26 protein-coding genes and 1 pseudogene are annotated in these 23,405 nt (G+C 70.5%); 14 read left to right on the forward strand and 13 right to left on the reverse strand.

Annotation, left to right across the window (positions count from 1 at the left end):
• The first annotated feature begins 326 nt into the window (after positions 1-326).
• The 7 genes from ABZ714_RS28605 to ABZ714_RS28635 all read left to right on the forward strand — a co-directional run bounded on the left by ABZ714_RS28605 (position 327) and on the right by ABZ714_RS28635 (position 4,832).
• Entirely contained in the window at positions 327-773 is a 447-nt protein-coding gene (locus ABZ714_RS28605; RefSeq protein ID WP_358828241.1) for a hypothetical protein, read from the forward strand.
• A complete protein-coding gene (locus ABZ714_RS28610) occupies positions 770-1,609 on the forward strand; it encodes a DUF317 domain-containing protein (protein WP_358828242.1) in 840 nt (279 codons plus the stop codon). Before ABZ714_RS28605 ends, ABZ714_RS28610 begins: the two co-directional genes overlap by 4 nt.
• Positions 1,610-1,645: 36 nt before the next feature.
• On the forward strand, positions 1,646-2,104 hold the full coding sequence (locus ABZ714_RS28615) for a hypothetical protein (protein ID WP_358828243.1): 459 nt from the start codon (positions 1,646-1,648) through the stop codon (positions 2,102-2,104).
• The gene (locus ABZ714_RS28620; protein WP_358828244.1) at positions 2,094-2,768 is read left to right on the forward strand and encodes a hypothetical protein; all 675 of its coding nucleotides are present in this window, start codon (positions 2,094-2,096) and stop codon (positions 2,766-2,768) included. The genes ABZ714_RS28615 and ABZ714_RS28620 overlap by 11 nt, the downstream gene beginning before the upstream one ends.
• Positions 2,769-3,314: 546 nt before the next feature.
• On the forward strand, positions 3,315-3,668 hold the full coding sequence (locus ABZ714_RS28625; RefSeq protein WP_358828245.1) for a DUF317 domain-containing protein: 354 nt from the start codon (positions 3,315-3,317) through the stop codon (positions 3,666-3,668).
• 118 nt (positions 3,669-3,786) lie between these two features.
• On the forward strand, positions 3,787-4,065 hold the full coding sequence (locus tag ABZ714_RS28630) for a hypothetical protein (RefSeq protein WP_358828246.1): 279 nt from the start codon (positions 3,787-3,789) through the stop codon (positions 4,063-4,065).
• Positions 4,066-4,091: 26 nt separating this feature from the next.
• A complete protein-coding gene (locus ABZ714_RS28635) occupies positions 4,092-4,832 on the forward strand; it encodes a DUF317 domain-containing protein (protein WP_358828247.1) in 741 nt (246 codons plus the stop codon).
• A 214-nt stretch (positions 4,833-5,046) separates the two neighbouring features.
• On the opposite strand, the gene ABZ714_RS28640 is transcribed toward ABZ714_RS28635, so the two are convergent.
• The 10 genes and pseudogenes from ABZ714_RS28640 to ABZ714_RS28685 form a co-directional block, all read right to left on the reverse strand.
• A complete protein-coding gene (locus ABZ714_RS28640) occupies positions 5,047-5,757 on the reverse strand; it encodes a hypothetical protein (protein ID WP_358828248.1) in 711 nt (236 codons plus the stop codon).
• A gap of 69 nt (positions 5,758-5,826) precedes the next feature.
• Positions 5,827-6,270 carry a hypothetical protein gene (locus ABZ714_RS28645; protein WP_358828249.1) on the reverse strand — a complete coding sequence of 148 codons (444 nt, stop codon included), beginning with the start codon at positions 6,268-6,270 and terminating at the stop codon, positions 5,827-5,829.
• An 81-nt stretch (positions 6,271-6,351) separates the two neighbouring features.
• Positions 6,352-8,094, reverse strand: a complete 1,743-nt coding sequence (locus ABZ714_RS28650; protein WP_358828250.1) for a relaxase/mobilization nuclease domain-containing protein — start codon at positions 8,092-8,094, stop codon at positions 6,352-6,354.
• A 17-nt stretch (positions 8,095-8,111) separates the two neighbouring features.
• Entirely contained in the window at positions 8,112-8,456 is a 345-nt protein-coding gene (mobC, locus tag ABZ714_RS28655; RefSeq protein WP_358828251.1) for a plasmid mobilization relaxosome protein MobC, read from the reverse strand.
• 290 nt (positions 8,457-8,746) lie between these two features.
• Entirely contained in the window at positions 8,747-8,980 is a 234-nt protein-coding gene (locus ABZ714_RS28660) for a hypothetical protein (RefSeq protein ID WP_358828252.1), read from the reverse strand.
• A 104-nt stretch (positions 8,981-9,084) separates the two neighbouring features.
• A complete protein-coding gene (locus ABZ714_RS28665; protein WP_358828253.1) occupies positions 9,085-9,276 on the reverse strand; it encodes a hypothetical protein in 192 nt (63 codons plus the stop codon).
• Between the two features lie 839 nt (positions 9,277-10,115).
• Positions 10,116-10,553, reverse strand: a pseudogene (locus tag ABZ714_RS28670) (DUF2637 domain-containing protein); the annotation flags it as partial.
• A gap of 89 nt (positions 10,554-10,642) precedes the next feature.
• Positions 10,643-11,314, reverse strand: a complete 672-nt coding sequence (locus ABZ714_RS28675; RefSeq protein WP_358828254.1) for a WhiB family transcriptional regulator — start codon at positions 11,312-11,314, stop codon at positions 10,643-10,645.
• 133 nt (positions 11,315-11,447) lie between these two features.
• Positions 11,448-12,212, reverse strand: coding sequence for an ATP-binding protein (locus ABZ714_RS28680; protein WP_358828255.1), 765 nt, complete (start codon positions 12,210-12,212; stop codon positions 11,448-11,450).
• Positions 12,209-12,589 (reverse strand): hypothetical protein, encoded by a 381-nt coding sequence (locus ABZ714_RS28685; RefSeq protein ID WP_358828256.1) that lies wholly within the window; start codon positions 12,587-12,589, stop codon positions 12,209-12,211. The genes ABZ714_RS28680 and ABZ714_RS28685 overlap by 4 nt, the downstream gene beginning before the upstream one ends.
• Positions 12,590-13,918: 1,329 nt before the next feature.
• Between ABZ714_RS28685 and ABZ714_RS28690 the strand changes: the two genes are divergently transcribed.
• From ABZ714_RS28690 to ABZ714_RS28705, 4 genes are all read left to right on the forward strand, one after another.
• Positions 13,919-14,500 (forward strand): helix-turn-helix transcriptional regulator, encoded by a 582-nt coding sequence (locus ABZ714_RS28690; protein ID WP_358828257.1) that lies wholly within the window; start codon positions 13,919-13,921, stop codon positions 14,498-14,500.
• Positions 14,501-14,552: 52 nt separating this feature from the next.
• The gene (locus ABZ714_RS28695) at positions 14,553-15,086 is read left to right on the forward strand and encodes a toxin-antitoxin system, toxin component (RefSeq protein ID WP_358828258.1); all 534 of its coding nucleotides are present in this window, start codon (positions 14,553-14,555) and stop codon (positions 15,084-15,086) included.
• Between the two features lie 78 nt (positions 15,087-15,164).
• Positions 15,165-16,346: an MAB_1171c family putative transporter gene (locus ABZ714_RS28700; protein WP_358828259.1), complete on the forward strand. Its 1,182-nt coding sequence runs from the start codon at positions 15,165-15,167 to the stop codon at positions 16,344-16,346.
• Between the two features lie 48 nt (positions 16,347-16,394).
• Positions 16,395-17,504, forward strand: coding sequence for an FAD-dependent oxidoreductase (locus tag ABZ714_RS28705; protein ID WP_358828260.1), 1,110 nt, complete (start codon positions 16,395-16,397; stop codon positions 17,502-17,504).
• A gap of 36 nt (positions 17,505-17,540) precedes the next feature.
• Here ABZ714_RS28705 and ABZ714_RS28710 read toward each other — a convergent pair whose 3' ends face one another.
• Positions 17,541-18,923 (reverse strand): tetratricopeptide repeat protein, encoded by a 1,383-nt coding sequence (locus ABZ714_RS28710; protein ID WP_358828261.1) that lies wholly within the window; start codon positions 18,921-18,923, stop codon positions 17,541-17,543.
• A 635-nt stretch (positions 18,924-19,558) separates the two neighbouring features.
• On the opposite strand from ABZ714_RS28710, the gene tgmA reads away from it, so the two are divergent.
• Genes tgmA through ABZ714_RS28725 form a run of 3 tightly spaced genes read left to right on the forward strand, consistent with a single transcriptional unit; the run spans position 19,559 to position 21,973 of the window.
• Positions 19,559-19,852 carry a putative ATP-grasp-modified RiPP gene (gene tgmA, locus ABZ714_RS28715; protein WP_358828262.1) on the forward strand — a complete coding sequence of 98 codons (294 nt, stop codon included), beginning with the start codon at positions 19,559-19,561 and terminating at the stop codon, positions 19,850-19,852.
• 16 nt (positions 19,853-19,868) lie between these two features.
• Positions 19,869-20,840 (forward strand): ATP-grasp ribosomal peptide maturase, encoded by a 972-nt coding sequence (gene tgmB / locus ABZ714_RS28720; protein WP_358828263.1) that lies wholly within the window; start codon positions 19,869-19,871, stop codon positions 20,838-20,840.
• Entirely contained in the window at positions 20,837-21,973 is a 1,137-nt protein-coding gene (locus ABZ714_RS28725; protein WP_358828264.1) for a methyltransferase domain-containing protein, read from the forward strand. The genes tgmB and ABZ714_RS28725 overlap by 4 nt, the downstream gene beginning before the upstream one ends.
• 321 nt (positions 21,974-22,294) lie before the next feature.
• Here the strand turns inward: ABZ714_RS28725 and ABZ714_RS28730 are convergent, their stop codons facing one another.
• Both ABZ714_RS28730 and ABZ714_RS28735 read right to left on the reverse strand, forming a co-directional pair.
• Positions 22,295-22,921 (reverse strand): cupin domain-containing protein, encoded by a 627-nt coding sequence (locus ABZ714_RS28730; protein ID WP_358828265.1) that lies wholly within the window; start codon positions 22,919-22,921, stop codon positions 22,295-22,297.
• Positions 22,922-23,054: 133 nt separating this feature from the next.
• Entirely contained in the window at positions 23,055-23,393 is a 339-nt protein-coding gene (locus ABZ714_RS28735; RefSeq protein ID WP_358828266.1) for a hypothetical protein, read from the reverse strand.
• Positions 23,394-23,405: the final 12 nt, after the last annotated feature.

A 23,405-nucleotide genomic window follows, 5' to 3' on the forward strand; every position in this document is an offset into this window, starting at 1 on the left:
CCACCGGGTCGGCGGGCCTGGCCGCCCGCACGTTCCTGATCACCTGCAGCGGCGCTGTCCGACGTTCAGTCCAGCGTCGGGTGGACACCGCCCGCCGTCGACGGACCCTCCTACCAGCTCACGGCTGCGGGCCGCACCCTGGGCCCCGTCTACACCGCGCTCTCCGGGTGGGCGGCCGGACGCCCTCTCGCCGACGCCGAGGCCCACCCGCTGCGGGGGCGTCCCCCGGGCCCGGCCATCGCGACCACATGGCGCACCGACAAGATTTTCTCCCACCAGATCCCGGCCCGCGCCCTCGCCGGCGCGCCTGCGGGAGGCCGCCACCGATGACCAGTACCAGCATGGCGGTGGCGGTGTCCTCCCCGGCACTGATCCGGCTGATCACCGAGATCGACGACCACGGCCCCCTGTCTACCACCCTCCTCGGCCGTACCTTCCCGGACCTGACCCGCCGCGACGTCCTCCAGGCCCGGGACACTGCCCTCCACCTCGGACTCATCACCACCGGACACGGCACCTACGAGCTGACTGGTCACGGTGCCGACCTCGCGGAGGCATACGACCAAGCCGCCCGCTGGGCCCGCCGCCACGGCCTCCCCGCCCGCAACGCCTCCTTCATCAGCCGCGTCCAGACCGCCGTCGACCACGCCACCCTGCCGGACCGCCACGACGAGACACACGCATCCGCCCCCGCCGCCGTCCGGGACGCACTGACCCGGTGGACCACCGCGGTCCCGGACGAAGCCGAAGCCGGTCCCGGGATGCGTCCATGACTGATCCGGGCGACGCGTACGTTCACCCCCGCTATCTCGCGGGATCGACAACGATCGGCGACCCGGGCCTCAGGCCCGCCCTCGACGCCGACTGGAAGGTCAGCCACGACGACCTCGGCAACGTTTTCCTCCCGTCCCCTGACCAGCGGATTCGGATCGGGTTCTTGCCCGAGGGCGACGACGACGCCCTGTGGAAGATCGCCGCCTACGAGGAGACATTCGCCTCACCCCGGTGGGGGGCAGCCTTCGCCTCGGAATGCCCGCCGGAATTCGTCACCGCCTTCACTACCGTTCTCGTTGAGACCCACGCCCGGGGAGGTGACGCCTTCCTGGGCGACGGGCTCAGCCGTACCGGCGACCCCTACCCGGTGCTGGCACCGCTGACCGACGCGGACTGGACGGTGACCGACGACTGGTGGACGCTGAAGGTGACGTCACCCGACGGCCTTGCTGGCGTCTGGTACCGACGCGGCGCCATCGACCACGACGGCGAGCTGACCAGCAATGCCGCCCGATGGCAAATGTGGGGCGGACCGCGGGACCTGGGCTGGTACGCGGTCTTCTCCACCCACACACCTGCCCCGTTCATTACCGCCACCGCCGCAGCGATCGCCGATCCGGCACCCGTTCGGCGCTGGTCCGGTGAACTTACCCAAATGACCCGCGCCCACGCCCGGATCACGCCGGTCCGCCCTCCGGCCCCCACACCCGGGGATATCGCTCGCGCGCACTGGCGGCCCGCTCCGACGGCCAGGACCCGTACCGTTCCCCGCTGGTCCACCAGCACCCCCTCCGGCCGGCTGCCCGCCCCGGCCCGTGCCGCCGCCCGCCGCTGACCCGACTCCGACTTCCCTTCCCCCTCCTGGAGTTCCATGTCCCTGCACGCCCAACAGTTCTTCACCAGCGGATTCCCCCACCAGCTGCCAGGAGTCGTGATCGGGAACTCCTTCTACAGCCAGGCACCCGACTCCGGACACCGGCTGCGGATCGACTTCTACGAAACGATCATGAAGCACAAGTACGGCGGCCTGCGCCTGAGCGTCCTCCATCCCGACCGAGGCAAGATCGACGTGGTCGTCCTGTCCTTCAAGGAGTACGGGACCTTCCGCGCTCGCGACGCCGCCTCCGGCAGCACCTACGACCGTGATGTCGTCCGCGCCTTCCCGGGAGGTGCCGAACCGCCCTGGTACGGCGGGGACTTCACTTTTCTCGTCCGCGCCGTCCATGCTTATGCGGGCATGTGGGGATTCCCCGCCCCCGACGCCACGGCCCGGACGCCCAAGCCGGCCGCCTCGCCGGTCCCGGCTCCCTCCCCAGCCCGTGCCCGATAGCACCCTGCGCGATCTGCGGAACCTGGGGATCCCGGTCGCCGTCACCCGGTCCGCGCCCGGTGCATCGCCCCGGACGCAGATCGCCTTCACCGCGGGAGAGGTCTCCGTCCGATGGGTCAGCCACCACACGCCGTCCGGGAACACAGTGGAGATGCACCGGCTCCCGGTGCGTGACGCTCCCGCCGTGCTGAACGCCGTCGGGGCGACAGTCGATACCGAACTGGACCGCTACCGCCTCCCGGATGACTACGAGGGCGAGGCGGCCCGGTGGCTCGACAGCCAGACCGGGCACGCGCTCGGCCTGGTCGCCATGGCTCCCCTGCCCGGTCACGAGGACGACGCGCTCCCGCCGACCTACACCGCCGAACTCTCCGCCACCTGGCGTGGCTCCGAACACGCCATCGTCGAACTCTCCGGACCGTCGATGAACGCCGCCTGCAGCCTGTGGATCTACAATCTGCCCGACCCGGCGGCCCGAGCCGTCCTCTCCGCACTCACCCAGACCCTCGCCGGCCCGCCACCAGCCGACGGAGGACCCACCGCCGTGCGACAACGCCCGCGTACCGGCGAGTCGCAGGGGCCGGGTCCCCGCGCCACCGGTCATCCGTCGTCGCCGCCGCTCCGACGTCCCGGACACAGAGGCCCCTTCTACGGCTCTCGGTGACCTCGACCTGGAGGCCACGGTTGGGGAGAGCAGGAAGAGCACCGCCTGACTCTGCATCTGGCCGGCAGGCGCAACTGACCGCCCATTCGCGGGTTCCTCGTCCGGGGGATCGTGCCCGCCCCACCCTTGGTCACCACGCCCGCTGACCTGAACGCCCAAGTACCCAAGCCGAAAGAGGGCCTGGGGGAAACCACGTTTCCCCCAGGCCCTCTTTCGGCTTACTTACGGCCGGACTGCCCTGATCCGGCTCGATCACTTACGGGACCGCGGGCGGCTTTGCCCCGAGTGAACGGTCACTCGTGCCGGGCTCCGGGGGCCGCGACTGTACGCCCCGGGGGGATGGGCCATACGGCCTTCCGCTGGGTGGGCACCGACCACCCACCCCTACCTGCCTGCCGGTGTTCGCCGGAAGCGGCCCGCAGGTCATTTCGCCAGTTCGCCCCGGGCAGAAGGGAAAGATCCCGCAAGGACTGGAGAAAACATCAGGAGCATGTCAACGTAGACGACTTCCTCGGAAGGAAACACACAGGTCAGAAAGGTCTGGTCATGACCGTCGATGTCTCCCCGCCTGGATTTTCCACGACCGTCGAGGCCCTCCGGCTGCGCTCCTGGCAACTCGGCCCCGGCCAGCCGAGCATCGTCACCGACCAGTTCTCCGACGCCGACTTCAAGGTCGTCGTCGACGACCGTGCAGACGTCCACATCAACAGCAGGGACGGCCGGTTCTATCTCGGCTGGTTCCCCAACGGGCGACCCGGCGCCGACGGGGAGGGCTGGAAACTTGCCGTTACCGGGACCGCCCGGGTGCCCGGCTACCAGGTCAGTTTCGACACCGAGACCCCGGCCCAGGTCGTCGCGGCGGCTGTGGCCGCCGTCCTCGCCGTCTCTCACCCGCACTGAACCGCCCGCAGCTCCGGGCATCCTGCCCCGGGCGCCCCAGGGCCCGCTTTCTCGAAGCCGTACCCCCTGTATGTGAGGAGAGCCCTCAGTGAACCCGCAGAATCCGCACGCTTCCGAGATGACGGTCGGAGAACTGATCAACCGCTTGTCCACGCTGGACCGGACGGCACCGGTCCGGCTGGCGGTCAACCCCTTCTTCCCCATGGCGCACACCATCGCCGGTGCCGTCGTCGAGGCCCCGGATCACCAGGGTCGTCCCATCGTGTACCTCGCGGACTCCGGTGACCAGATCGGATACCTCCCCCCGGGCGTAGCGGTCCGGCTGGGCTGGCAGGAGCCAACCGTCGCCCCCGCCCGCCCCCGGCGGCGCTCCGCCCGCCCGGGCGCGGGCCAGTAGCCCGTACTCCACCAGCACCGGGAGGCATGCCCCTGAACCCGCACCACCCCCACAGCCCCTCCCACCCCGAGTTGCCGGGCCCCTTCTGGGTCACCCCGCGCCACCTGGCCGGGGACGACGGAGCCCTCGCCGAACGGATCGGTACCACCCTCACCGGCCTGGGCTGGCGAATGTGGCCCACCAGCCGCAACACCCTCGTTTACACGAGTCCGGATGGCCTGTGCGGCGCCGAATGGATCCGCGCCAGCTATCCGTTCGAGCTCGGCGCTCTTCCCGTCGCGTGGCAGATCACCGCCCGCGCCCACCCGGACAGCGTGCTGCGGGAGTGGAACGCGTACGTCACCGAAGGCGTCCCGCACGAGGCCGTCGCCGACCTCCTTCTCGCGCTGAACGCCCGTACCGCCCCCGCAACCGGCTTCACCGGCCCCCAGACCGTCCTCGACGCCCTCCTCGCCCAGGGCTGGCTCCCCGATATCGACCACCCCACCACCACCGCCACCGCGCCCGACCTCGCCGCCTCGGTCTCTCTCGAGGCGATCCCGGAGCACGTCTTCGACGCCGATCCCCGCCCCGACCTTGCCGGCTGGCAGGCATGGGCCGACCCGGCCCCGGGCGCCGGGCTCCTGTGGTGCGCGACCTTTAGCGCCAGCGTCCCCCACGATCTGGTCGCGGCCTTTGCCTCCTCCCTCGCCTCGCCCGCTCCCGTACAGCGCCGAATCCTGCCCGCCAGCGCCCGCCACCGCCTCACCGTGATCCCGCCCGGCTGACACAGCCCCGCCGGGCAGTCCCCCTGTTCGGCCGCGGACCGGTTTCAGCGGGGACGGCGGGCCCGGACATGCTCAGCCCCGTCGTGTGAGTGGCGGGCGGTCACGGCTGGCGCGTACGCCGCCCCCTGACGAATGTGCGCCTCACCCGGCACCTTCGGGCACGAATGGGTCGGCCCCCGCAGGAGATCCTGCGGGGGCCGACCCATTCCCGTGCTCAGGCCGCCGGAGCGGCTTTGGCGAGTGCCTTCTCGATGTGGGTGTCGACCAGGGCGGGGGAGCCGGAGACCACGACGAGCACCGCCCCGGTACGGACCGCGGTCTGCTTGACGATGCTCTCGCGCCCGCCAGTGGTGAACGTGACCATTTGAGACCACTGCTCGTCCCCGAACCCGGGGGCGGGTATCTTCTGCGTGCCTACCTTCACCGGCGTACTGCCGACGACGACCTGGTAGACGGGGCAGTCGCCCATGGCCTCGAAGATCCGGCCCGTCCCCGCGGACAGCCGGGCCACGGTGTCGCTGTAGAGCTCGACGGACAGCTCCGCGTCACGGCTGCCGGTGTACGTGAAGGCGGCCTTCGCACGGCGGGGGAAGTCGAGCGAACCACCCGCCCCGGCACCGCCGAGCCGTTCGAGCGCGGGGCAGCCGATCACCGTCGTATCGTCCCGTCCGCCACCACGCAGGTCATTCCGCTGCGGCTTGGGGGCGTAGCCGGCGCCGAGGTCACCCGTGGTCAGCAGCCGACCCCGCAGCTCCTCGGACGAGAGCACCGCTGCGGCCCCGCTGTCCCCCTTCGCCTCCTTCGGCGCAGAGGCCGCCGGAACAGGGTTTGTCCCGGTCTTCGTGGAGCCGCTGTTCGAGCAGGCCGAGAGGGCGAGTAAGCAGAGGGCGGTCGCGGTGAGGGCGGTGGTGGAGCGGCGGGGCATGAGTCTCCTAGGCGTCGTAGGGCGAGGTCCGGTGCCGTGGCGCTGGGAAGGGAGGCAGGGCGGGTGCGGTCAGTGGCCGAGGAAGCGGATCCCGTCCTGGTAGCTCGCGTGCTCGTGAGTCATCGGTCCGCTGTTCCGGTTGAACCAAGCCGTGTCCAGCCCCGGCTGCGTCTCGTGACCGGCACGGCACCGCAGCCACACCCGGCCCTGGGCGCTGAGCGCGATCCAGTCCCGGTAGGTCCCGCACTCGGGGCAGGCAAGGATCTCGCCGTCCACGACGAGGAGACCGGGCCAGGCCATCATCAGCCCGGCTGTCTCGCGCTGGGACGGCGCGACGAAATCCAGCGGCAGGAAGTCGTCCACCACAGTGTCCGGCTCCGTCGCCGCAACGTCCGGGGTCGCCGGTTCCGGCGTCTCCAGAGGATCCGCGAGATCCCGGAAGTAGTCCGATCGCGCGCGGACACCCGCGTCCAGCTCCTGCCACTCCCGCTTTTCAATCCTGCGCTTGAACACGCGGTTCCCTTCGCTCGGTTCCCTGCGGACCACAGAGCGTGCCCCATACACGCGTCAGCTTCAACTCTGAAATGCTTGTACTCACCGTGGCTTCCGGCGCTGCCGAAGACCGTTGACATCCAGATGAGTTACCTGCACCGGCGGTGTGCTCCGGGTATCGGCCGGAGGCCGGGCAGTGGCGTCGGCGGGCAGTTCGGCCATCCGGCGCAGCCGCCACACCAGTACCTCGGCGATGGAGTCGGCGGTGTCCAGTTCCCGGCGCCCGGCGGCTTCGGCGAGAAGGCGGGCGGGGTCGTGGCCGGCGGCCCGGGCGTCGGCGAGTGTCGCGGCCAGCGCGGGCCAGCCCGCCTCACCGAGAACCCGCTCGGCGACTTCGGGCACGGCGGTCCGCACGGCTGCGGCCTGCTGCCGCTGGATTGCCGGGTCGAGCTGGAGCTGACGGCCCCGTTCGTGGAGAACACCCAGCGGAAGCGAGGCCGACTGGCGATAGGCGGCGCGCAGATGTCCGGCGGCTTCACGGGCGGCGGCGGCCTGCTGCTCGTGGCCCTTGCGAGCGTGCCAGTGCGCTGCCGCCGTGACCAGGAAGACGACCATGTCGATGACCATGGCCGTGGTCGCCCCGTCCTCCCCCCTTCCCAGCGCCGGCCCGCCGTAGGCGAGTTCCCGGGCAGCCCGACGCAGCGCTCGGCCGTGCCCGGAGGCGGCCCGGACGTGTGACCGGGTGGCCCGTTCGAACGCGAAGGCGGCGTCCCGAAGCTGGCGGCGGGTGTGCGCGGCGCTCGTCTTGGCCAGGGCGTCGAGGACCTCGCCGGCGGAGGCAAGGTGGCCCGCCACCTCGGTGTCGTCGCCCTGGTCCACGACGAGCATCGCCTGCCACACCACCGAGGTGGTCCTCCGCCGTGCCGTCGCCGGATCAACCCTGCCCGCCGTGCGGAGCCCTCCGGGCTGTTGCTCCTCCGTACCCTCCGCCCTGGGGTCGGACGGTGTGCTCCAGCGCGCGCGGAGCCGGGGCAGCGACAAGTCGGGGGCGAGTTTCGACCCGGAGTAGAAGACGGGTTCACCGTTGCCGTTGCGGTCGTCGGGGAGGGCGACGGTGTAGCCGAGCAGGTCTCCGGACGGGGCGATTCGGCGCCGTACGAGAAGCCCGGCGGAGGCGAGCCGGTCGAAGAACTCTGTCTCGTCCTGGGTGCCGGCGACCGCGCGGCGGACGGTTTCCCGCAGCTCCTCCCGAGGGGTGCGTTCCCGCTTCTCCCGTGTCGCTTTGTGGCGCTCGGCGCTGGTGGGGCGCTGGGCGGCGGTGCCGTCACCGCGGTTGAGCCGCCGCAGACCGTATTCGGCTTCGAGGAGGCGGGCCTCGGCCTGGGAGCGGGCGGCGTCGTGGTCGAGGTGGGGCTTGTACCCGTCCTCCTGGACGAGGGTGGCGATGATGTGGATGTGGTCATCCGCGTGCCGTACGGCCGCCCACCGGCACCCGGCCCCCTTGTCGGGGTCGTCGATGCCGGTGGCGGCGACCATCCGCCGGGCGACCTCGCCCCACTCGTCGTCGGTCAGGGTGCGGTCGGTGGGCGCGTTGCGGACCGAGAGATGCCACACATGCTTGCGCGGCCGGTCGCGCTCGTCGATGTTGTCGAGCGGCTGGTCGAGGAGCCGCTGGAGTTCCTTGATGGTGGCGGCGAAGTCGTCGGCACGGCCGGGGTCGGGTGCGTTGCCGTCCCAGGAAGCCACCAGGTGCGGGTCGGTGTGCTCCTCGTGCGTGCCCGGCCCGTACAAGTAAGAGAGGAGGCCGATGGTGCGCTTCCCGCGCTTGTGGATCCTGGGGATCATGCCTGGTAGGGGGCTCTCTAGTTCTGGGCGAGCAGCCGGTCGGCGGCATCCTGGACCCGCTGCACGGCGCGCTGGGTGGCGGCGATGACGGCGTCGAGCTGCTGCTCGGCGGGCTGTCCGCCGGAGTTGAGGGCGCGGGCGACCTGGTTGAGGTTGTTGCCGACCTGGCCGAGGTGGCGGCGGGCGGCGAACAACTCGGTCACGGTCTCGCGCTGTCCGGCGACGGCGGCGGCGGTCTGGTCGAGGTCGCGTGCGGCGGCAAGGCCGGCGCGGGCGAGGAACGCGGGCAGCGACGTACGGGTGCGCTGCGCGGCGGTGGCGAGGAGCGTCTTCTCTTCGTCGTTGAGGCGGACACTGCACACACGGACGCGCTTGCGGTCGGGCGGATTCGGCGAGCGCTTGCGCGAGGGCGTCTTCGCATCACGGCGCGGTTGGCGCGGGGTCTGCTTCTCCGGCTGCGGTCCGCCCTCGGTCGCCGCCTCCCGGACCAGTGCCCCCCGGCGCTGGTCCGGACCCGCCACCCCCGGGGCGGGCTCGGCCAGGACGCGCTTCCCCGACGGGGAAGAGTGACTTGGGCGATAACTTGCTCGGCCTCGGGTCGAGTTGAACACCGGCGAACCCTGCTCGTGGCTGGCCGGGACGGGCGGGGTTGTCATCGGCCACCGTTCCGGCGGTGGGGTGCCTGCTTCTGGAACCGGGCGACGGTATCGAGCACATCGGCCGGTACGGGGATGACGCGGACAGGGGTGGCGGGGGTGCGCTGGACGCCCTGCTGCTCCGTGGGGTTGAGCAGGTCGGCGCGGCGCCGACCCTCGCGTAGTGCGATAGTGATCCACGCGTTGTCGGCGGCCGTGACGGGCGTCGTGCGACGCTCTCGGGAGGACATGGAGATCTCCAGGGATAAGGGGTGTGGTGCCCCGGCATGGAGCCGGGACACCACGATCGAATGGGGATTCCGCAGGCGGGCGGGCGGGCTTGGTGTGCCGCTGGTCAGCCGCATTCCCGGCACTGTTCGAAATGCCGGGACAAGGCCCGGGCCATGGCGTCCTTGGCGCCGGTGGCCCGCTTCGCGCTGACCTTCCCGGATACGCGGTCAGGGTAGCGCTCGGCGTGGTTGAGCAGGCTGTTGATGTCGCGCTCGTGTCCGGCTCGGATTCGGGTGAAGCGGTGGCAGGTCTTCATGGCTATCGGGTCTTTCGCTGGGAGCGGGGCAGATGGGCGAGGGCCGGGTCCTGGTAAAGCCGGGACTGCAGTTCGGCGAAGCGCTCGTTGCTGATCTGGATGGACTGCTCGCGGAGGTAGGGGCGGATCACGCGCCGGGTCATGCGCCCCTCGGCCAGAGCGGCATCCCGGGCGAGTTCGACGAGCCGGTCCATCGGCACCGGTTCGTCCTCGGCCTGGTCTACGCGCGCGGTCTGCGGGCGCTCCCGCGCGGGGGTGGTCCGGTCCGCGTCGGTGGTCCGCTGGTGGTCCCGTCCGTCGGCTGGCTGGTCCGCAGCCGCTTGCTTCTGGTCCGCTGGCCTGTCGTCGGTCTGGTCCGGACGGTGGTCCGCGGTGCTCACCCGTTGGTCCGGGGCGAAGCCGCCGCCCGGACCAGCGGGCGTGGGCTGCGTGGCCCGCTGCTGGTCCTCAGCCTGGTCTGCCGCCTGACCTGCGGTGACGCTGGTCCGCGGCGCGGTGCGGTCGTGATCCCCGGCTGCTTGCTTTGCGGCCGGGGTCTGGTTCGCGTCGGTGGTCCGCTGGTGGTCCGGCCCGCCAGTCGGCTGGTCCGCAGCCGCCTGATTGTGGTCCGCGATCGTGTGGTCCGCCGAGTTGGTCCGCCGCGGACCGGGCGCTCCCTCATGGTCCGCTCCGGTGGGAGGCTGGTCCGCCGTGCCGGAGCTGTTCCGGTCCTCACCCCCGGTCCAGGCTTCCGGTCCTCCGACGCTCTTGGTCCGCTGGTCCGGGGCACTGCCGGTACCGGTCGCCATGGCGGGAGCCACGGCCGGGACGGGCTCGGCCGCGTGCGCTTCGGGGTGATCAGCGGGGTCGGTGACGAGCTGGTGGATCTGCCGCATCAGGACGCCGAAGGCCATCAGGGCGGCGGTCGGGGGGACGGCGGCGACCACGTAGTCGAGTACCGGTACGGCGCCGCCGTTGCCGGTGCTGCTGACGCCGGCGATGTTGAGGGCGATCGATCCGACCGACCCTGCGGCGGTCAGGGCAATGGCCCACCAGTCGACCTCCTTGCGGAGCCCGGCGCGGAGCATGAGGAGTTCGCCCGCGACGATCGCGGCGTCCAGGGAGGCGGGCCAGGCCCACTGCCGGGCCGGGGAGTGCCCGAGCCCGTGCTGCCCGGCGATCTCCGCGAGGTGGGCGTACGAGAGCCAGAAGGCCCCGACGGTCAGGGCGATGATCACCGCTCCCGCCGTGACGAGGGCCCACCGCTCGGCGGCCTGCCTGCTCCCGCCGCCTCGCACCGTGGCGGACGAACCGAGAGAGAAGGCGACCGGAGGGCCAGGGGCGCGGACGACGGCATCGGCGGTGACGGGCAGGGTGCTGCTGGGGATCATGCGGCCTTTCCGAGCGCGGTGATCAGAGCCTGGGTGTGGATATGCCGGGCGACCGGGACGAACTCCTCCGCAGGCTCCTCGTCCGGCTCGGCGTCCGCCGCCTCGTCGTCGCCTCCGGTGTCCTCCGGCGGGTCGCTGTCGTCCTGGTCCTCGGCGGTGGCGTCGTACAGGTCCCAGTACCGGTCGCGGTCCTCGACCGCGTGGGCGGCCTCGCGCATCAGGTCACGGGCGTAGTCGAGATCGAGCCGGAGGGCGTACGCGAGGCGCTCGGGCGACCAGCCCCGGACGTAGGCGTGGCGGGTGACCGCCTCGCGCTCCGCCGTGGACAGGTGGACGTCGCGGCCGAGGAACGCCGACCGGACTCGCTCGTAGTCGAGGCGCTGCGAGATCTTTTTCTGCCAGGCCCGGCGCTCCTTCTCGGTCAGCCCGCCCCAGATGCCTTCCTTGGCACCGCTGTCGATCGCCGAGTTGAAGCAGTCCTTCTTCACCGGGCATCGGCTACAGATCGACTTGGCCTCCGAGATCGCCTTGTGGGCACGGGGGAGAGGGAAGAACAGCCGGTCAGCCTCTGCCGGGGTCAAGCTGCGGCAGGCGCTGCGGGCGTGCCAGCTGTGGTCGGCGATCCCGCGCGGGATCGGCCGGTCGTCGTTGGTGGTGATGTAGCGCAAGCGATTCTCCGGGTACGCCTCATGGACCGTGGGCACGTGTCACCGCTCGGGCTGCGGGAGTGGCTCGGGGCAGGAGGCGGGCAGGGGCGCGGGGGCAGGTGCCACGCCGGATGGGAGGAGAGCGGGGCAGGGGTCAGCGGCGCTGGAAGCGGCGGTCCGGGCCGTCCACTGCGATCGCCGTGCACATGCCGGACAGGCGCGACAGGATCCGGTCGCCGACCCGATCCCTCAGGACCGGATGACGCGGATCCGCCGCCTGGTCCCGTACGGGGGCGAGGTTGCTGGTGATCAGCGTGGGGAATCGATTCTGCGCGCGGTGGTTGAGGAGCCGGAAGGTGATCTCCTCGGTCCACTCGCTGTTTTTCGCGGCGCCGAGGTCGTCCAGCAGCAGCACCGGGATCCGGCTGTACCGGCGCAGCAGCTCCTCGGGGTCCGGTCCGGTGCGGGAGCGCAGCTCGCCGTAGAGGTCGGCGGCGGTCGTGGCCAGCCACGGCACCGCGCACCCGGCGGAGGTCAGCGACCGGATAGCCCCGAACGCCTCGTGCGTCTTGCCGCTCCCGGTCGGGCCCCAGAGCAGCAGCGACGGGCCACGGGTGATCACCCGGCGCCCTGCCGTGCCGTAGTGGGCGTGCCGGTCGCTGGCGTAGGGGGCGGTGGCCGCCTCCGAGATGGTCCGCACCCAGGCGGCGACCTCCGGGTGCGAGGCCAGGGCCTCCCGGTAGTCGTACGGGATCCGCCGCTGCGCCGCTTCCAGCGCCGGGACCGGCTCCGGCACGGTCGGCGGCAGCGGGGCGGAGGCATCGATTCCCCGCTCGGCGAGCCGGGCCTCCAGCCGGGCGCGCAGCCGCTCCCCGATGGCGGGCTGCGGGTCCTTCGAAGGGGCGAGGGTGCTGGTCACAGGCTGCCTCCGAACGTCGTCGGCTCGGGCTGGGAGTTGAAGTACGGCCGGTAGGGGGCGGCGCTGCTGGCCCATGGGCCCCCGCCGGAGGCGGCCAGGGCGGGTGGGTTGACGACCTCGTTCACCAGGCTCGGCAGCACGCTCGGGTGCAGTCCCCGGGACCTCAGCCGCTCCATCGCCGTCCGGATGTCAGCGGGCTCGAAGCCCTCGTCAAGCAGCCCCTTGACCTTCCGTCCGATCAGGCCGATGACATCGCCCGGCGGGCGGTGGCCGCATCCGGAGATGTACTCGGCCACCAGTTCCTTCGCGGAGACCTGCTCAGGTGCGGCGTCGGGTGCGGGCGCCTCGCGCCCCCTACGGGAAGATCCAGGATCCAAGATCCTAGATCCAGAGCGTGAGCCTTCACTGAATTCCGCGCCAGACGTGCTCTGAGCTGCTACTTTTTCGGTCTGGGGTACCCGTGACCGAGTTGGATCCGGGCCGGGGGCAGAAGGTGCTGGCGAATCCCCCGGAGCGACCTCGCGGGGGGTGGGGCGGTCGTGCCCGGGCTCCGCAGACTGTGTAGCGGGTGCCTCCGGGGCGGCCCTGCGTACCGGTGTGCTCGCGGGCGAGGGGCACGCGCCCTCGCACCGGCCGCAGTTCCGGTGGCCCTGGTGCCCGGCGCACCGCGGCAGCCGCGACTCGCTCGCGCGGTTGATCTTCTGGTGGCGCTCCCACGTCACGATGTGGAGGTACGTACGCCCGTCGCAGCCGGTGTACCGGCAGATCAGCCCGGCCGTGCCCAGCTCGTCCAAATCACGGGCGACGTGCGCGGGCGTGTGCTCCGGGCGCAGGGCCCAGATCCGTCCGGCGATGATCGCCGGATGATCCCGGTGACGGCCCTCGTCGTCCGCCTGCGTCAGGAGGCCGATGAAGGTGAGGGTCGCGGTGAGGGACACCGAGGCGATGTCCTCCGATTCCCATACTTCCGGCTTGATGGTACGAATCCGGGCCATCAGACGGCACCCCCGGACGAGACCGTCGCGGACCGGGGGCCTGGGGCGGCCGGGACTACCGGCCTTTCGCGCACGCCATGTGGCATGCCACACTCTCCTTCGAGGTATCCCGCGTCGGTGTGCCCCGTGGAAAGGGCCGACGCGGTGGTGGTAGGACGCTCGCCCTTGCCGGGGCGAGGCGTCCCTCGCGGTCGGCGCCGGAGAGCTGTCAACTCCCGGCGCCACCGCTGTTTTCGCCGAACTTGTTTGTCGTCGCAGGTCCGCCCGAACCGCAGTCCGGTCTGAGCGTCCCCGGGAGGTCCCCGGGGCGACCAGCAACACACCACACCGCAGGCCCGAAGTCCATAGATGACTCTGGACCGCTGTACACCTCTGAAACGCTGCTACCTCCGCGGCCCCCCGACAGCCCCGCCGCCCGGCCTGCCAGCAGACGTCCGAATGCGAGCGTGGCGTGCGTCGGACCGTCGCCGAGTCCCGAAGAAGCGTTTTCCAGTCAGGAAGTCAGGTGTGGGGGAGTGCTGTTGGCGGTGCACGTAACGATCTTGCACGGGCATCCAGCCTGCGTCAACAGTTGAATCCTTGCATTAACCATCGATGGCGTGATCTAGTGTTCTTGCTGGTCACAGCCGTTGTGGCCATGAAAATTTCCCTTGATCCTCCTGGGAGGCGTCCGTGGCCGACGGATACCGACAACTGGCGGAGAGCCTCCGAGTGATCGCAACTCTTCTGCCTCAAACGGGACTTGACCGCGCGAGCGCCTACAGTCTGAGGGATCTCGCCTACGAGACCTCGCTGTCCGAGGCTGACCTGCGAGCCCTCCTCGACGGGAAGCGGATCCCCGAGCCTGATTTCGACGCGGAGGTCCAGCGCCGGATCCGCTTCCTGACCGAGACCCGGCTCCACGAGTACGAAACCGCCGACGGCGACAGGCGCCAGCGGCTGTACACGCGCGGGGAGATCGCTGCCGGGTGCGGCATCACCGCCGCCTGGCTCAGCCAGCTCCTGACCAAGCCGAAGATACCGAAACTGGAGCACTCGAAGGCCCTGGCCGACTTTTTCGCCGTGCCGGTCGAGTTCCTGACCGATGAGCCCCCCCGCGCCCTGGCGCGGGTACTCAACGGCACCGTGATCCCCCGGCTCCGCGGCCTCATCGACCGGCCCGCCGACGCCATCCGGACCCCGGCCGCGATCAGGATCGCCCACCGGCTGGGCGACGCGGAGATGGACCCCGAGGCCGAAGCGGCCCTCCTCCTCTTCATCGACCGCATCGCCAGAGCGCCGAAGTCGTCCTGACCGCCCGCGAAGCGACTACCGACCGGTCCGCAGAAACCCCGGGGGAACCACCATGAGCAGACGCCAGATGACCCGTCTCCGGACGCAGATCATGGCGGGCATCCAACCTGTCCCATCCACCCCCGACGCCCTGTTCGAATCCATCCGCGCCTACCTGGAGCAGCGCGTCGGCTGCCCGGTTGACCTGCGCTTCGAGTGCTTCCCCGACCGGACTGCGAGCGGGCTAGCCATCACCCTCGAAGACCGCGTCATCATCGTGGTCGAGCGGTCCACGACCACCCTCCACCAACTGGTGATCCTCTCCCACGAGATCTGGCACATCCTCATGGGCGAATGTCACGCCCACCCCGGGCCCGAGGCCGCCGTCGCCGCCAGGCGACTCACCGACCAGCTCAACCTCGACGCGACCTCGCTCCGCAGCCTCGCCGCCCGCTCCCACAGCAACAACGCCGAGGAGGAGGCGGATGCAGAAACGTTTGGCCTTCTGCTCGGCACCGCCTTCCGGCCGTACCTCGAAGACCGTGCCGCCTCGGCCGAGGGAGTTGCCGGCCGCATCCAGGCCAGCCTCGGCCACCGCAGCCCCTGAACGTGCTTCGCTTCGCCGACCCCTCCGCTGACCCCCTCGCCCACCGGAACCGCACATGAACCACCACCAGGCAGCACGATGACCGCAGGGATTACCTACGCCATCCCCGCCGTCCTCCTCCTCGTCGCCACCCTGATCAAGCTGTCCGACCTCAGGCGGACCCCGCACGACGTCTTCCTGCGCTCAATCTGCGCCGTACTCGCCGTTGCCACGCTGGTCTTCGCCACCGCCATGCCCCCCATGCTGGCCGTCATCAACGACCTGAGCGGCATCCCCAACTTCGCGGCCCCCCTCGTCTACTGCATCGTCGTCGCGTTCTCCGGATCCAGCATCGTGCTGTTGATCCGATGGCGCGACGGCGACACCCCGGCCACAAGAAGAGCCACCCGGCTCTGCCTCACCGCCTACAGCAGCGTCGCGGTCGCGCTCTGGGTCCTCTTCGCCCTCGGCGACGCGTCCACCGAACGCCTGCGCGACCTGGACACCTACTACGCGAGCACCCCGTTCATCCGCGAGATGATCCTTCTCTACCTCCTCGCCCACACCGTCGCCGCCGTCACCATGACGCGCCTGTGCTGGCGCTGGTCCCGCCAAGTCCGCGGCGCGCTGCGCGCCGGACTGCTGACCGTCGCGGCCGGATCCGTCGCCGCCCTCGGATACGACATCCTGAAGTACACCGCGATCGGCGCCCGCTGGACCGGCCACGACCTCGACTGGGCCTCGACGTACGCCGCCTTCGTCATCGCGGCAGTCTCGGCCGTACTCACCGGCGTGGGCTTCCTCATGCCCTCGCTCGGCCAGGGCGGAGTATCACGCTGGCACGCGGGCCGCCGCTACCACTCGCTCAAGCCGCTGTGGACCGAACTGCGTGCCGAAATACCTCCGGTGAGCGCCGCTCCGCTGCCCTGGTGGTCTCCCATCGACCTCCGTCTGCTCCAGCGCGAGAGGGACATCCACGACGCGCTGCTCCGACTGACGCCGTACCTCGACCGGAGAACCGGAGAAACGGCCTACCAAGACGCCATCGACAGCCGCCGCTCACCCGAAGCCTCCCAGCTCAAGGCGGACGCGGCGGTGATCAGCGCCGCCACGACGACCACACCCCGCCCCGCGCTCCCGCCCGGGGACCGGTGGATCCTGAAGTCCGCCGGCACCTCCGTCGGCCTGGTCCGCCTCTCCCTCGTGCTGCGCTACTCACCCCGCGCTGCCCAGGAGGGCAAAAGAGACGTCCGCGCTCGACGTCGCCACCCCTGCCTTTGAACTCCCCTCTCTGGCATAGCCCACAGAATCAGAGAACCAGGAAGACCCATGCGCTCATTTGATGCCGTCGTTATCGGAGCCGGATTCACCGGCTCCCTCGCCGCTGTCGCCGCCGCCCGCGGAGGCGCCCGCGTATTACTCGTCGCGCGAAACCGGACCGAGCGCCCGCGCGATGCGGCCGAAGTGGCTTTGCTTCCCTGGGGCAGTCCGCGCGACATCGATATGTGGGCGCCCGACCTGGGAAGCGAACTCCGCGCCGCCGGAGCAAGGTCAGTACCCCTCCCGGAAGGGCTCGTTACATCCGCCCATACACCCGGATCGCAATGGGGACCCGACTATCCGAAGGTGTTCAGCAGCACTCGGCAGCTCCTCGATACGGCACTCCGTGCGAATATCGCCGCAGACCAGGGCTGGTACGGCGAGATAAGCATCCGAGAAGGAACCGCTACGGGCCTGGTCGGATCCCGCCACGAGATCACGGGCATACGCGCGCAATTCCACGACGGCGACGGTGCCGAGCAGGAGGTGACCGCCCGGCTCGTCATCGACTGTAGTGGCCACTCATCGGCGGCCTCCGACTGGCTGACGGCGCTCGGGCACCCGCCCATCCGTCACACCACCCTCACACCTGAACTCTTGTGCACCTGGCGTGAGTGTGAACTTCCCGGAGTGTCGCCCCATATCGTATGGACCCGGTCCGCGGTTCTCGCCCCGGTGGAGAACGGCAAGTGGGTTCTAGCGCACACCGGGGAAGGCCGCAGTCGAGGGCCAGCGGAGCCTCTGCACCTTCTGGACGACCGATTTTTGCACATCAACCCGGCCGGCTCCGTCGGTGAACCAGTCGAAGTACGCCTGCCCCCCCGGCGCATCCACCACTACGCAGAGGAACGGGGTGTCTGGCCGCGAGGATTCGTCGTCCTCGGTGACGCAGTTGCCACCCACCACCCCCTGCACGGTAGAAGCAGCGAGATGGCGCAGATGGCCGTCGAAATCCTTCATCAGGAACTCAGTGAAGGTGGAATAGCCCACCCGACCCTCGCGGAGCGGACTCAAGCCGCAGTGGGCTATGCATGCCAACAGGCGCTGGATCTCTCCGTGAAGACGCCGTATCTGAAAGGGAAGTTCAGCCGATGGATGGATTGGGTGCGCACCCACTAGAGCACCTCCGATTTCCCTGACAGGCATCTGCGGCTCTCATGCGTCAGGGAACGTGAAGAACTGCGAGGGTGCGGGAGGCGTCTTGTTCTTCACCGCTCGGGCCCGGTCGAGGACGAGGCGGGCCTCGGCGTTGGCCCGGTGGGGGCGCAGGGCCGCGGTCATGGCGGTGACGCGGTCGTCGCAGCGTCCGGACTGGACGGCTGGGTATTCGTCCAGCACGGCGTGCCAGGATTGGCAGGCGTCTTCCAGCCGTCCGGCGCGGAGTTTGCGTTCGGCGAGGAGGGCGTTGTACCGGATCCGGGTGCGTCGTAGTCCGGGGTCCCGGGTTTTTTGCGCTTGTTCCATTTCGCGGATGGCCCCGGGGAGGTCTCCGAGGTGGGCCCGTACTTCACTGATGTGGTAGCGCAGGGCTGAGGGTGTGTAGGAGCCGAAGGTGGCGTCTGCGTCCCGCTCGGCCCGTACCACCGCGGCCTCGGCGCGGCGCATGCTGGTCAGCGCGCCTCTCCTGTCGCCGCTGGCAGCCGCTACGTGGGCTTGCTGTCCTGCGAGGAAGGCTTCGAAGCGGGGGTCGGCCTTGGGCAGGATCTCGGCGGCGGCGTTCGCCGTTCGGACGGCGAGGCTGGTGTGCCCGAGGTCGATGGCGTGGACGCTCATGCCGCGCAGGACCCGGCAGTACCGTGGCCGGTCTTCGGCCCCGCTGGCGAGTTCGAGGGCTTTGACGAAGTACTGCTGGGCGATGCCGTCCTCGCGCTCGTCCATCGCCATCCAGCCGGTCAGGTAGGCGTGGTCGGCTGCTGCGGACAGCATCGCGCGGGTGACATCGGGCGCGGCGTCGGCTTTGAGGTAGGGCGCGATGGTGTTGACGAGGAAGGCGGCGGCCATGGGCCGGGCGTTCCGGCCGCCGAACTGGTCGTCCAGGCGGATCAACTGGCGGGTCATTGTTGTGACCGCGGCGACTTCGGCGTGGCCGATCCGTGTGCGCGGGTTGCGCTTGAATGCGTCGAACCGGTGGGCGACGTCGTCGTATCCGGGAATGGTCAGGGTGGTTGAGAACAGTCCGGCGGCGCTGCCGAGTACCGCTCGCCGTGAAGGGTCCATGTCCGCGCTCCCCAGCTCGATCAGTCCAGCAACGGTATCCCCGGGGGTGGTTGCCGTGGTGGGGACTGTGCCGATTCCTGCCTGCGCGACGGTGACCGGACGGCCGAGGCGGCGGCCCAGTGCTTCGCAGATCGCCGGGTGCGCCTTCGCCCGCGGGACGACGCCGTTGCGGAGCCAGTGCGTGGCGGCGGTCTCGTCGTAGTTGAGCTTGATGCCCAGCTCACTGCCCATACGGTTGACCGCGCCGATGAACTCTCTGATCGTCCAGTCGGCGTCCCGGAGAAGGGTCGCGAGTGCGGTGTTCGGCACGCGTGGTGGCATGGCCCCTCCACGGTCGCACGGGATTCAGGTGTTTCAGGTTTTCACGCCTTCCGATCCGTACACACGCTGTGTGCCGTTCGGTTAACTGAACGTACCCCAGGCGGGCGGTAGCCGGATACCCGGCTCGGCCCCGTGACGGAAGCCGACCTGCGTGCGCGGCTGTCGGCGTCCGTAGTCCCCGAGCCCTCTTCGGAGATACCCATGCCGAAAACTCATCGACCGCTGCTCTCTTCCCCGGCCGTGTACCGGCGGGGGCCTTCTCACCCGGTGGGCGCTGGCGCTGCCGCCACGGTGAAGTCTGCCGGAACCGGGGAGGTGACCGGCGCACGCAGGACGGCGGAGCCGGGCTGCGGCGCGGTTGCCTTCCTCCTGGTGGCGGGACTTCTGCCGCCCGCTCTGATTCTTGCTCCGCGGGTCGTGGACGCGGTCCCCCTGCCGGGCCCCGCTCAGCCGATGAGCGTTGCGGACCGCGCCCTGACGGACAGCCCGGACGACTCCGGCGCGGCCTCCTGACCGCCCCGGGCGGGAACGCCCGACCCCCCGCCGGCGACCCGTCCGGGGCCCCTCTGCCTCCGCCCCGGGAACCGGGGCGGACTGCCCCATCGGTATCGAACTCACACCAAGGAGATCACCTCATGACGCTTGCACCTCCGGCCTTTGCCCTGGCCGACGTGCCGCTCCTGGAGCCGGAAGCGGCCCCTGCGGCAGCGCCGGTCCGCCCGTTCGGGCTCGCACTGGCCGTCCCCTTCCCGGCCCCGGCCGAGGAACTGGCCGGGCCGCTCAGTTTCTGCCCGGACCGGCAGGTCACGGTGACCGACGACGGACAGCCGTTCATCCACGCCCCGTCGATGAAGACCGCGTTCAAGTCGCAGTCGCAGACGCGGGAGGACATGCAGCTCGCGACGGACACGTCCAACGACACCGACTGACCGAGGAGAGCTGATCGTGACGGTCCTGGTGCTGACCCGCCGCGACATGGATGCCACCGCCGACTTGGTGGTGACCGAACTGACCTCACGGGGAGTGCCGGTTGTCCGGCTCGACCCCGGCGACTTCCCGCGCACGAGCGTGCTCACCGCCCGCATCGGACCCGGGAGGGAAAGCTGGTCGGGGCTGTGGCGCGGTCGGCACCGGGACCTCCCCCTGCACGAGGTCACCGCCGTCTACTACCGGCGCCCCTCACCGAACCGGCTGGATCCCGGCCTGTCGGCCGAGGACGCCCAGTGGGCACGGGCCGAGGCCCGCGCCGGGCTCGGAGGCGTTCTGACCTCCATTCCCGGAACGTGGATCAACCACCCCCACGACAACGCCATCGCCGACTGCCAGCCCGTGGCGCTCGCCACCGCCGCCCGCAGCGGCCTCGCTGTCCTCCCGGCACTGATCACCAACGACCCCGGGGAAGCCAGGGCGTTCGTCGCCGGGCTTCCCGGCGGCCGGGCCGCGTACAAACCGCTCGGGAACACGGGACCGTCCACCCGCGACGGACAGCAGTACGCACTGTGGACCACGCCCGTCACCGCGGACCAGGTCACCCCGGAGGTCCAGCTCACCGCGCACCTGTTCCAGGCGTGGGTCGACAAGGAGTACGAGGTGCGGCTCACCGCGGTCGGCGACCGGCTGTTCGCGGCCCGGATCCACGCCGGGTCACCGGAGTCGAGGATCGACTTCCGCCGGGACTACGACGCGCTCACCTACACGGCCTGCGACGACATCCCCCATGACGTACGCACCGGTGTCCGAAAACTCATGGCCGCATTCCGCCTCCGCTACGCCGCCATGGACTTCCTCGTTGACCAGACGGGGGCGTGGTACCTGATCGACGTGAACCCGGGCGGCCAGTACGGATTCATCCCCGACCTGCGCGACCCCATCACCAGCGCCATCGCCGACGTTCTGCAAGAAGGAGAAACCGCGTGACCGTGACCACCGTCCCCGCCGATTCGGCCGAGGCCCGGCGCCGTCTGGCCGACACCCTCATCTCCGAAGGCGCACTCCCGTCCGGCTCGCCGTGGTACCGGGCCTTCGCCGAGACCCCCCGGGAGGTCTTCGTCCCCCACTTCGACCTCACCGGTCCCGAGGGCCGCCGCGAAGTCGGCCCGGGCGCTCCCGGATATCTGGACGCCGTCTACACCGACACCACCCTGACCATCCGCCGCGACAGCGCGGGGACGCCCGTCAGCTCCTCCAGCCAGCCCTCCCTGATGGCCCGGATGCTGGAGGCGTTCACCGTCCCCGACGGGGCCCGGGTCCTGGAGATCGGCACCGGTACCGGATACAACACCGCCCTGCTCTGCCACCGGCTCGGCGCCGCCCGGGTCACCACCATCGACGTCGACCCGGACCTGACCTCCGCCGCACGCGACCGCCTCGCCGAGAGCGGTCACAGCCCCCTCGTCCTGACCGGTGATGGAACCGAGGGCCACCCCGAAGGCGCACCCTACGACGGGATCCTCGCCACCTGCGGCGTCGACCGGCTCCCGACCGCCTGGCCCCAGCAGATCCGGCCGGGCGGAATCATCGTGACCAACATCGGCAACGGCGTCACCGTCCTGACCGTGAACGAGGACGGGACCGCGTCGGGCCCCTTCCTCCCCGACGACGCGATGTTCATGCGGGCCCGCCCCGAACCCGGCCATACAGCTCCCTCCGCCGCCCAGTACACCGGCGTGATCATCAACGGCACCGGCGACAGGCGCACCGAACGCCTGCCGGCCCGGGCCGAGGACATCGTGCACGCCACCGCCCACGAGATCTGGATGCTCCACCACGACGTCCTCGCCGTGACGCTCCAGTCCGACTCGACGACCGTCCACGGCCTGGTCCACCCGGACTCCGGATCATGGGCCAGGATCACCCCCCGGGACGACGACGAGCAGGTCCAGGTCGAGGTCTCCGGACCGAGGGACCTCTGGGCCGAACGCCTCGGACTCACCACGCCGTGGCTCGAAGCGGGCCGCCCCGGACCCGGCATCTACACCCTGACCGTCGACTCCTGCGGCACGCACACTCTCCGCCGCACCGGCACTTCCCCGATGACCTGGACCCTCTGACAACTAGACCGGCTGCGTCGTCAGCGGCGGCAACCCCGTACTCCGGCCACCGCGGCCCCGTGGTCTGATTCCGTGATCGCGCGGTAGAAGCGGCAGACAGCCCCTGGGCATCAGGGGTGCCGCCGAGAGTTCAGTTCGACAGCACCGGTGCACGCCTGGCGGCATATATGCCCTCTGCCGGACCAGCAACTTTCGGGAGTCCTGGATGCCCGGCTGAAGTCCCCCTATGAGCCCGGCCTGGTCCGCGGGTTCCCGGGGGTGGCCAGAGTGCTTGTCGGTTCAACTGTGCCCGGACCGCCGTCGCGGTCCGGGCACACGTCGTCAATGGCTGGTGGGACATGCCGGCTTGAGGTGATGCCGGACGGCGAAGGCCACGTGGACGGAATGTCCCGGGTCTGGGGGTGTGGTGACGTCGTGGAGCAGTCCCCACGGGATGATCAGGACGTCTCCGGCCCGGGTGTCGATCTGGACCGGGCCGCCCTCGGGCCACAGGGTCCAGGTTTTGGCCCCCTCGGTCTGGAGGATCAGTCCGTGCCAGTCGTCGTGGTGCGGGCCCAGACTCCGGTCGCCCGTACGGGATTCGTAGACCGAGCAGGTGACCTGCCGTCGCAGGAGGCGGGCCAGGCCGGAGGAGACCTGGCTGTGCCAGCCGTCGCTCCGCACGTCGAGGGACTCGTAGACGCGAGTGGTCCCGCTGCGGCGCAGGGCCTCGATGTCCGCCTCGCTGGCGGTACGGCGGAATCCTGAGTCGGCCGAGTCGTCGACGAACGCGACGGGCTGATGGGTGGACCGTTGGTCGCCGATGGGGAGGTGCAGAGGGTGGAAGTGCGGCGGGAGCAGTCCGGGGAGATGTGTGGGCTGCCCGTTGTCGGTGGAGGCGGAGTTTCGTATCCAGGCCGGGGCGAGGTACCGGAAGATCTCCGGGGACCGTGGGTCGGGTGTGGTCATGGCGGGAGTCCCTGTGGTGCGGGCAGGTTTCGGGTCGGGCTGGCCCCCGGGGAACCGGGGGCCAGCCCGGTAGCCGGGCCGGGAGACGGGCGGGGCCGCGGCGCCCGCGGGTCTATCCCGGTCCGGCTGTGGGTCAGGCTTTCGGAACGATCAGGTGCCCCCTGTCGAAGTGGAAGTACTCCTGATCCACCGGGCTGGCGGCGTAGTCGATCCAGGCGGAGTCGGCGGGGTCCTGCGGGTTGTACAGAACGTCACCGGGCACGAGTTCCGAGGTCTTGACGGGGCGGAGTTCGAGGATCCGGTCGTTGGTGTTCAGTCGCTGCACGAGGATCTCGTCGTCCGCGAGCGGCAGTTCGTCGCAGACGAACACGAGCCGGACCGCGGTGGCAGCGGTGTGGCGTTCGAGTACGCCGGAGAGGTCGCGCAGGAGGGCGGCCTGCTGCTCGGCAAGCGTCGGAACAGTCAGAGTCACGATGGTCCTTTC

The sequence above is a fragment of the Streptomyces sp. NPDC006798 genome (assembly GCF_040635975.1).
Taxonomy (GTDB): domain Bacteria; phylum Actinomycetota; class Actinomycetes; order Streptomycetales; family Streptomycetaceae; genus Streptomyces.

Coding starts and splice junctions, on each gene's coding strand:
- ABZ714_RS28605 (WP_358828241.1), top strand. CDS start 327: ATGACCAGTACCAGCATGGCGGTGGCGGTGTCCTCCCCGGCACTGATC.
- ABZ714_RS28610 (WP_358828242.1), top strand. CDS start 770: ATGACTGATCCGGGCGACGCGTACGTTCACCCCCGCTATCTCGCGGGA.
- ABZ714_RS28615 (WP_358828243.1), top strand. CDS start 1,646: ATGTCCCTGCACGCCCAACAGTTCTTCACCAGCGGATTCCCCCACCAG.
- ABZ714_RS28625 (WP_358828245.1), top strand. CDS start 3,315: ATGACCGTCGATGTCTCCCCGCCTGGATTTTCCACGACCGTCGAGGCC.
- ABZ714_RS28630 (WP_358828246.1), top strand. CDS start 3,787: ATGACGGTCGGAGAACTGATCAACCGCTTGTCCACGCTGGACCGGACG.
- ABZ714_RS28635 (WP_358828247.1), top strand. CDS start 4,092: ATGCCCCTGAACCCGCACCACCCCCACAGCCCCTCCCACCCCGAGTTG.
- ABZ714_RS28640 (WP_358828248.1), bottom strand. CDS start 5,757: ATGCCCCGCCGCTCCACCACCGCCCTCACCGCGACCGCCCTCTGCTTA.
- ABZ714_RS28650 (WP_358828250.1), bottom strand. CDS start 8,094: ATGATCCCCAGGATCCACAAGCGCGGGAAGCGCACCATCGGCCTCCTC.
- ABZ714_RS28660 (WP_358828252.1), bottom strand. CDS start 8,980: ATGTCCTCCCGAGAGCGTCGCACGACGCCCGTCACGGCCGCCGACAAC.
- ABZ714_RS28665 (WP_358828253.1), bottom strand. CDS start 9,276: ATGAAGACCTGCCACCGCTTCACCCGAATCCGAGCCGGACACGAGCGC.
- ABZ714_RS28695 (WP_358828258.1), top strand. CDS start 14,553: ATGAGCAGACGCCAGATGACCCGTCTCCGGACGCAGATCATGGCGGGC.
- ABZ714_RS28700 (WP_358828259.1), top strand. CDS start 15,165: ATGACCGCAGGGATTACCTACGCCATCCCCGCCGTCCTCCTCCTCGTC.
- ABZ714_RS28705 (WP_358828260.1), top strand. CDS start 16,395: ATGCGCTCATTTGATGCCGTCGTTATCGGAGCCGGATTCACCGGCTCC.
- ABZ714_RS28710 (WP_358828261.1), bottom strand. CDS start 18,923: ATGCCACCACGCGTGCCGAACACCGCACTCGCGACCCTTCTCCGGGAC.
- tgmA (WP_358828262.1), top strand. CDS start 19,559: ATGACGCTTGCACCTCCGGCCTTTGCCCTGGCCGACGTGCCGCTCCTG.
- ABZ714_RS28730 (WP_358828265.1), bottom strand. CDS start 22,921: ATGACCACACCCGACCCACGGTCCCCGGAGATCTTCCGGTACCTCGCC.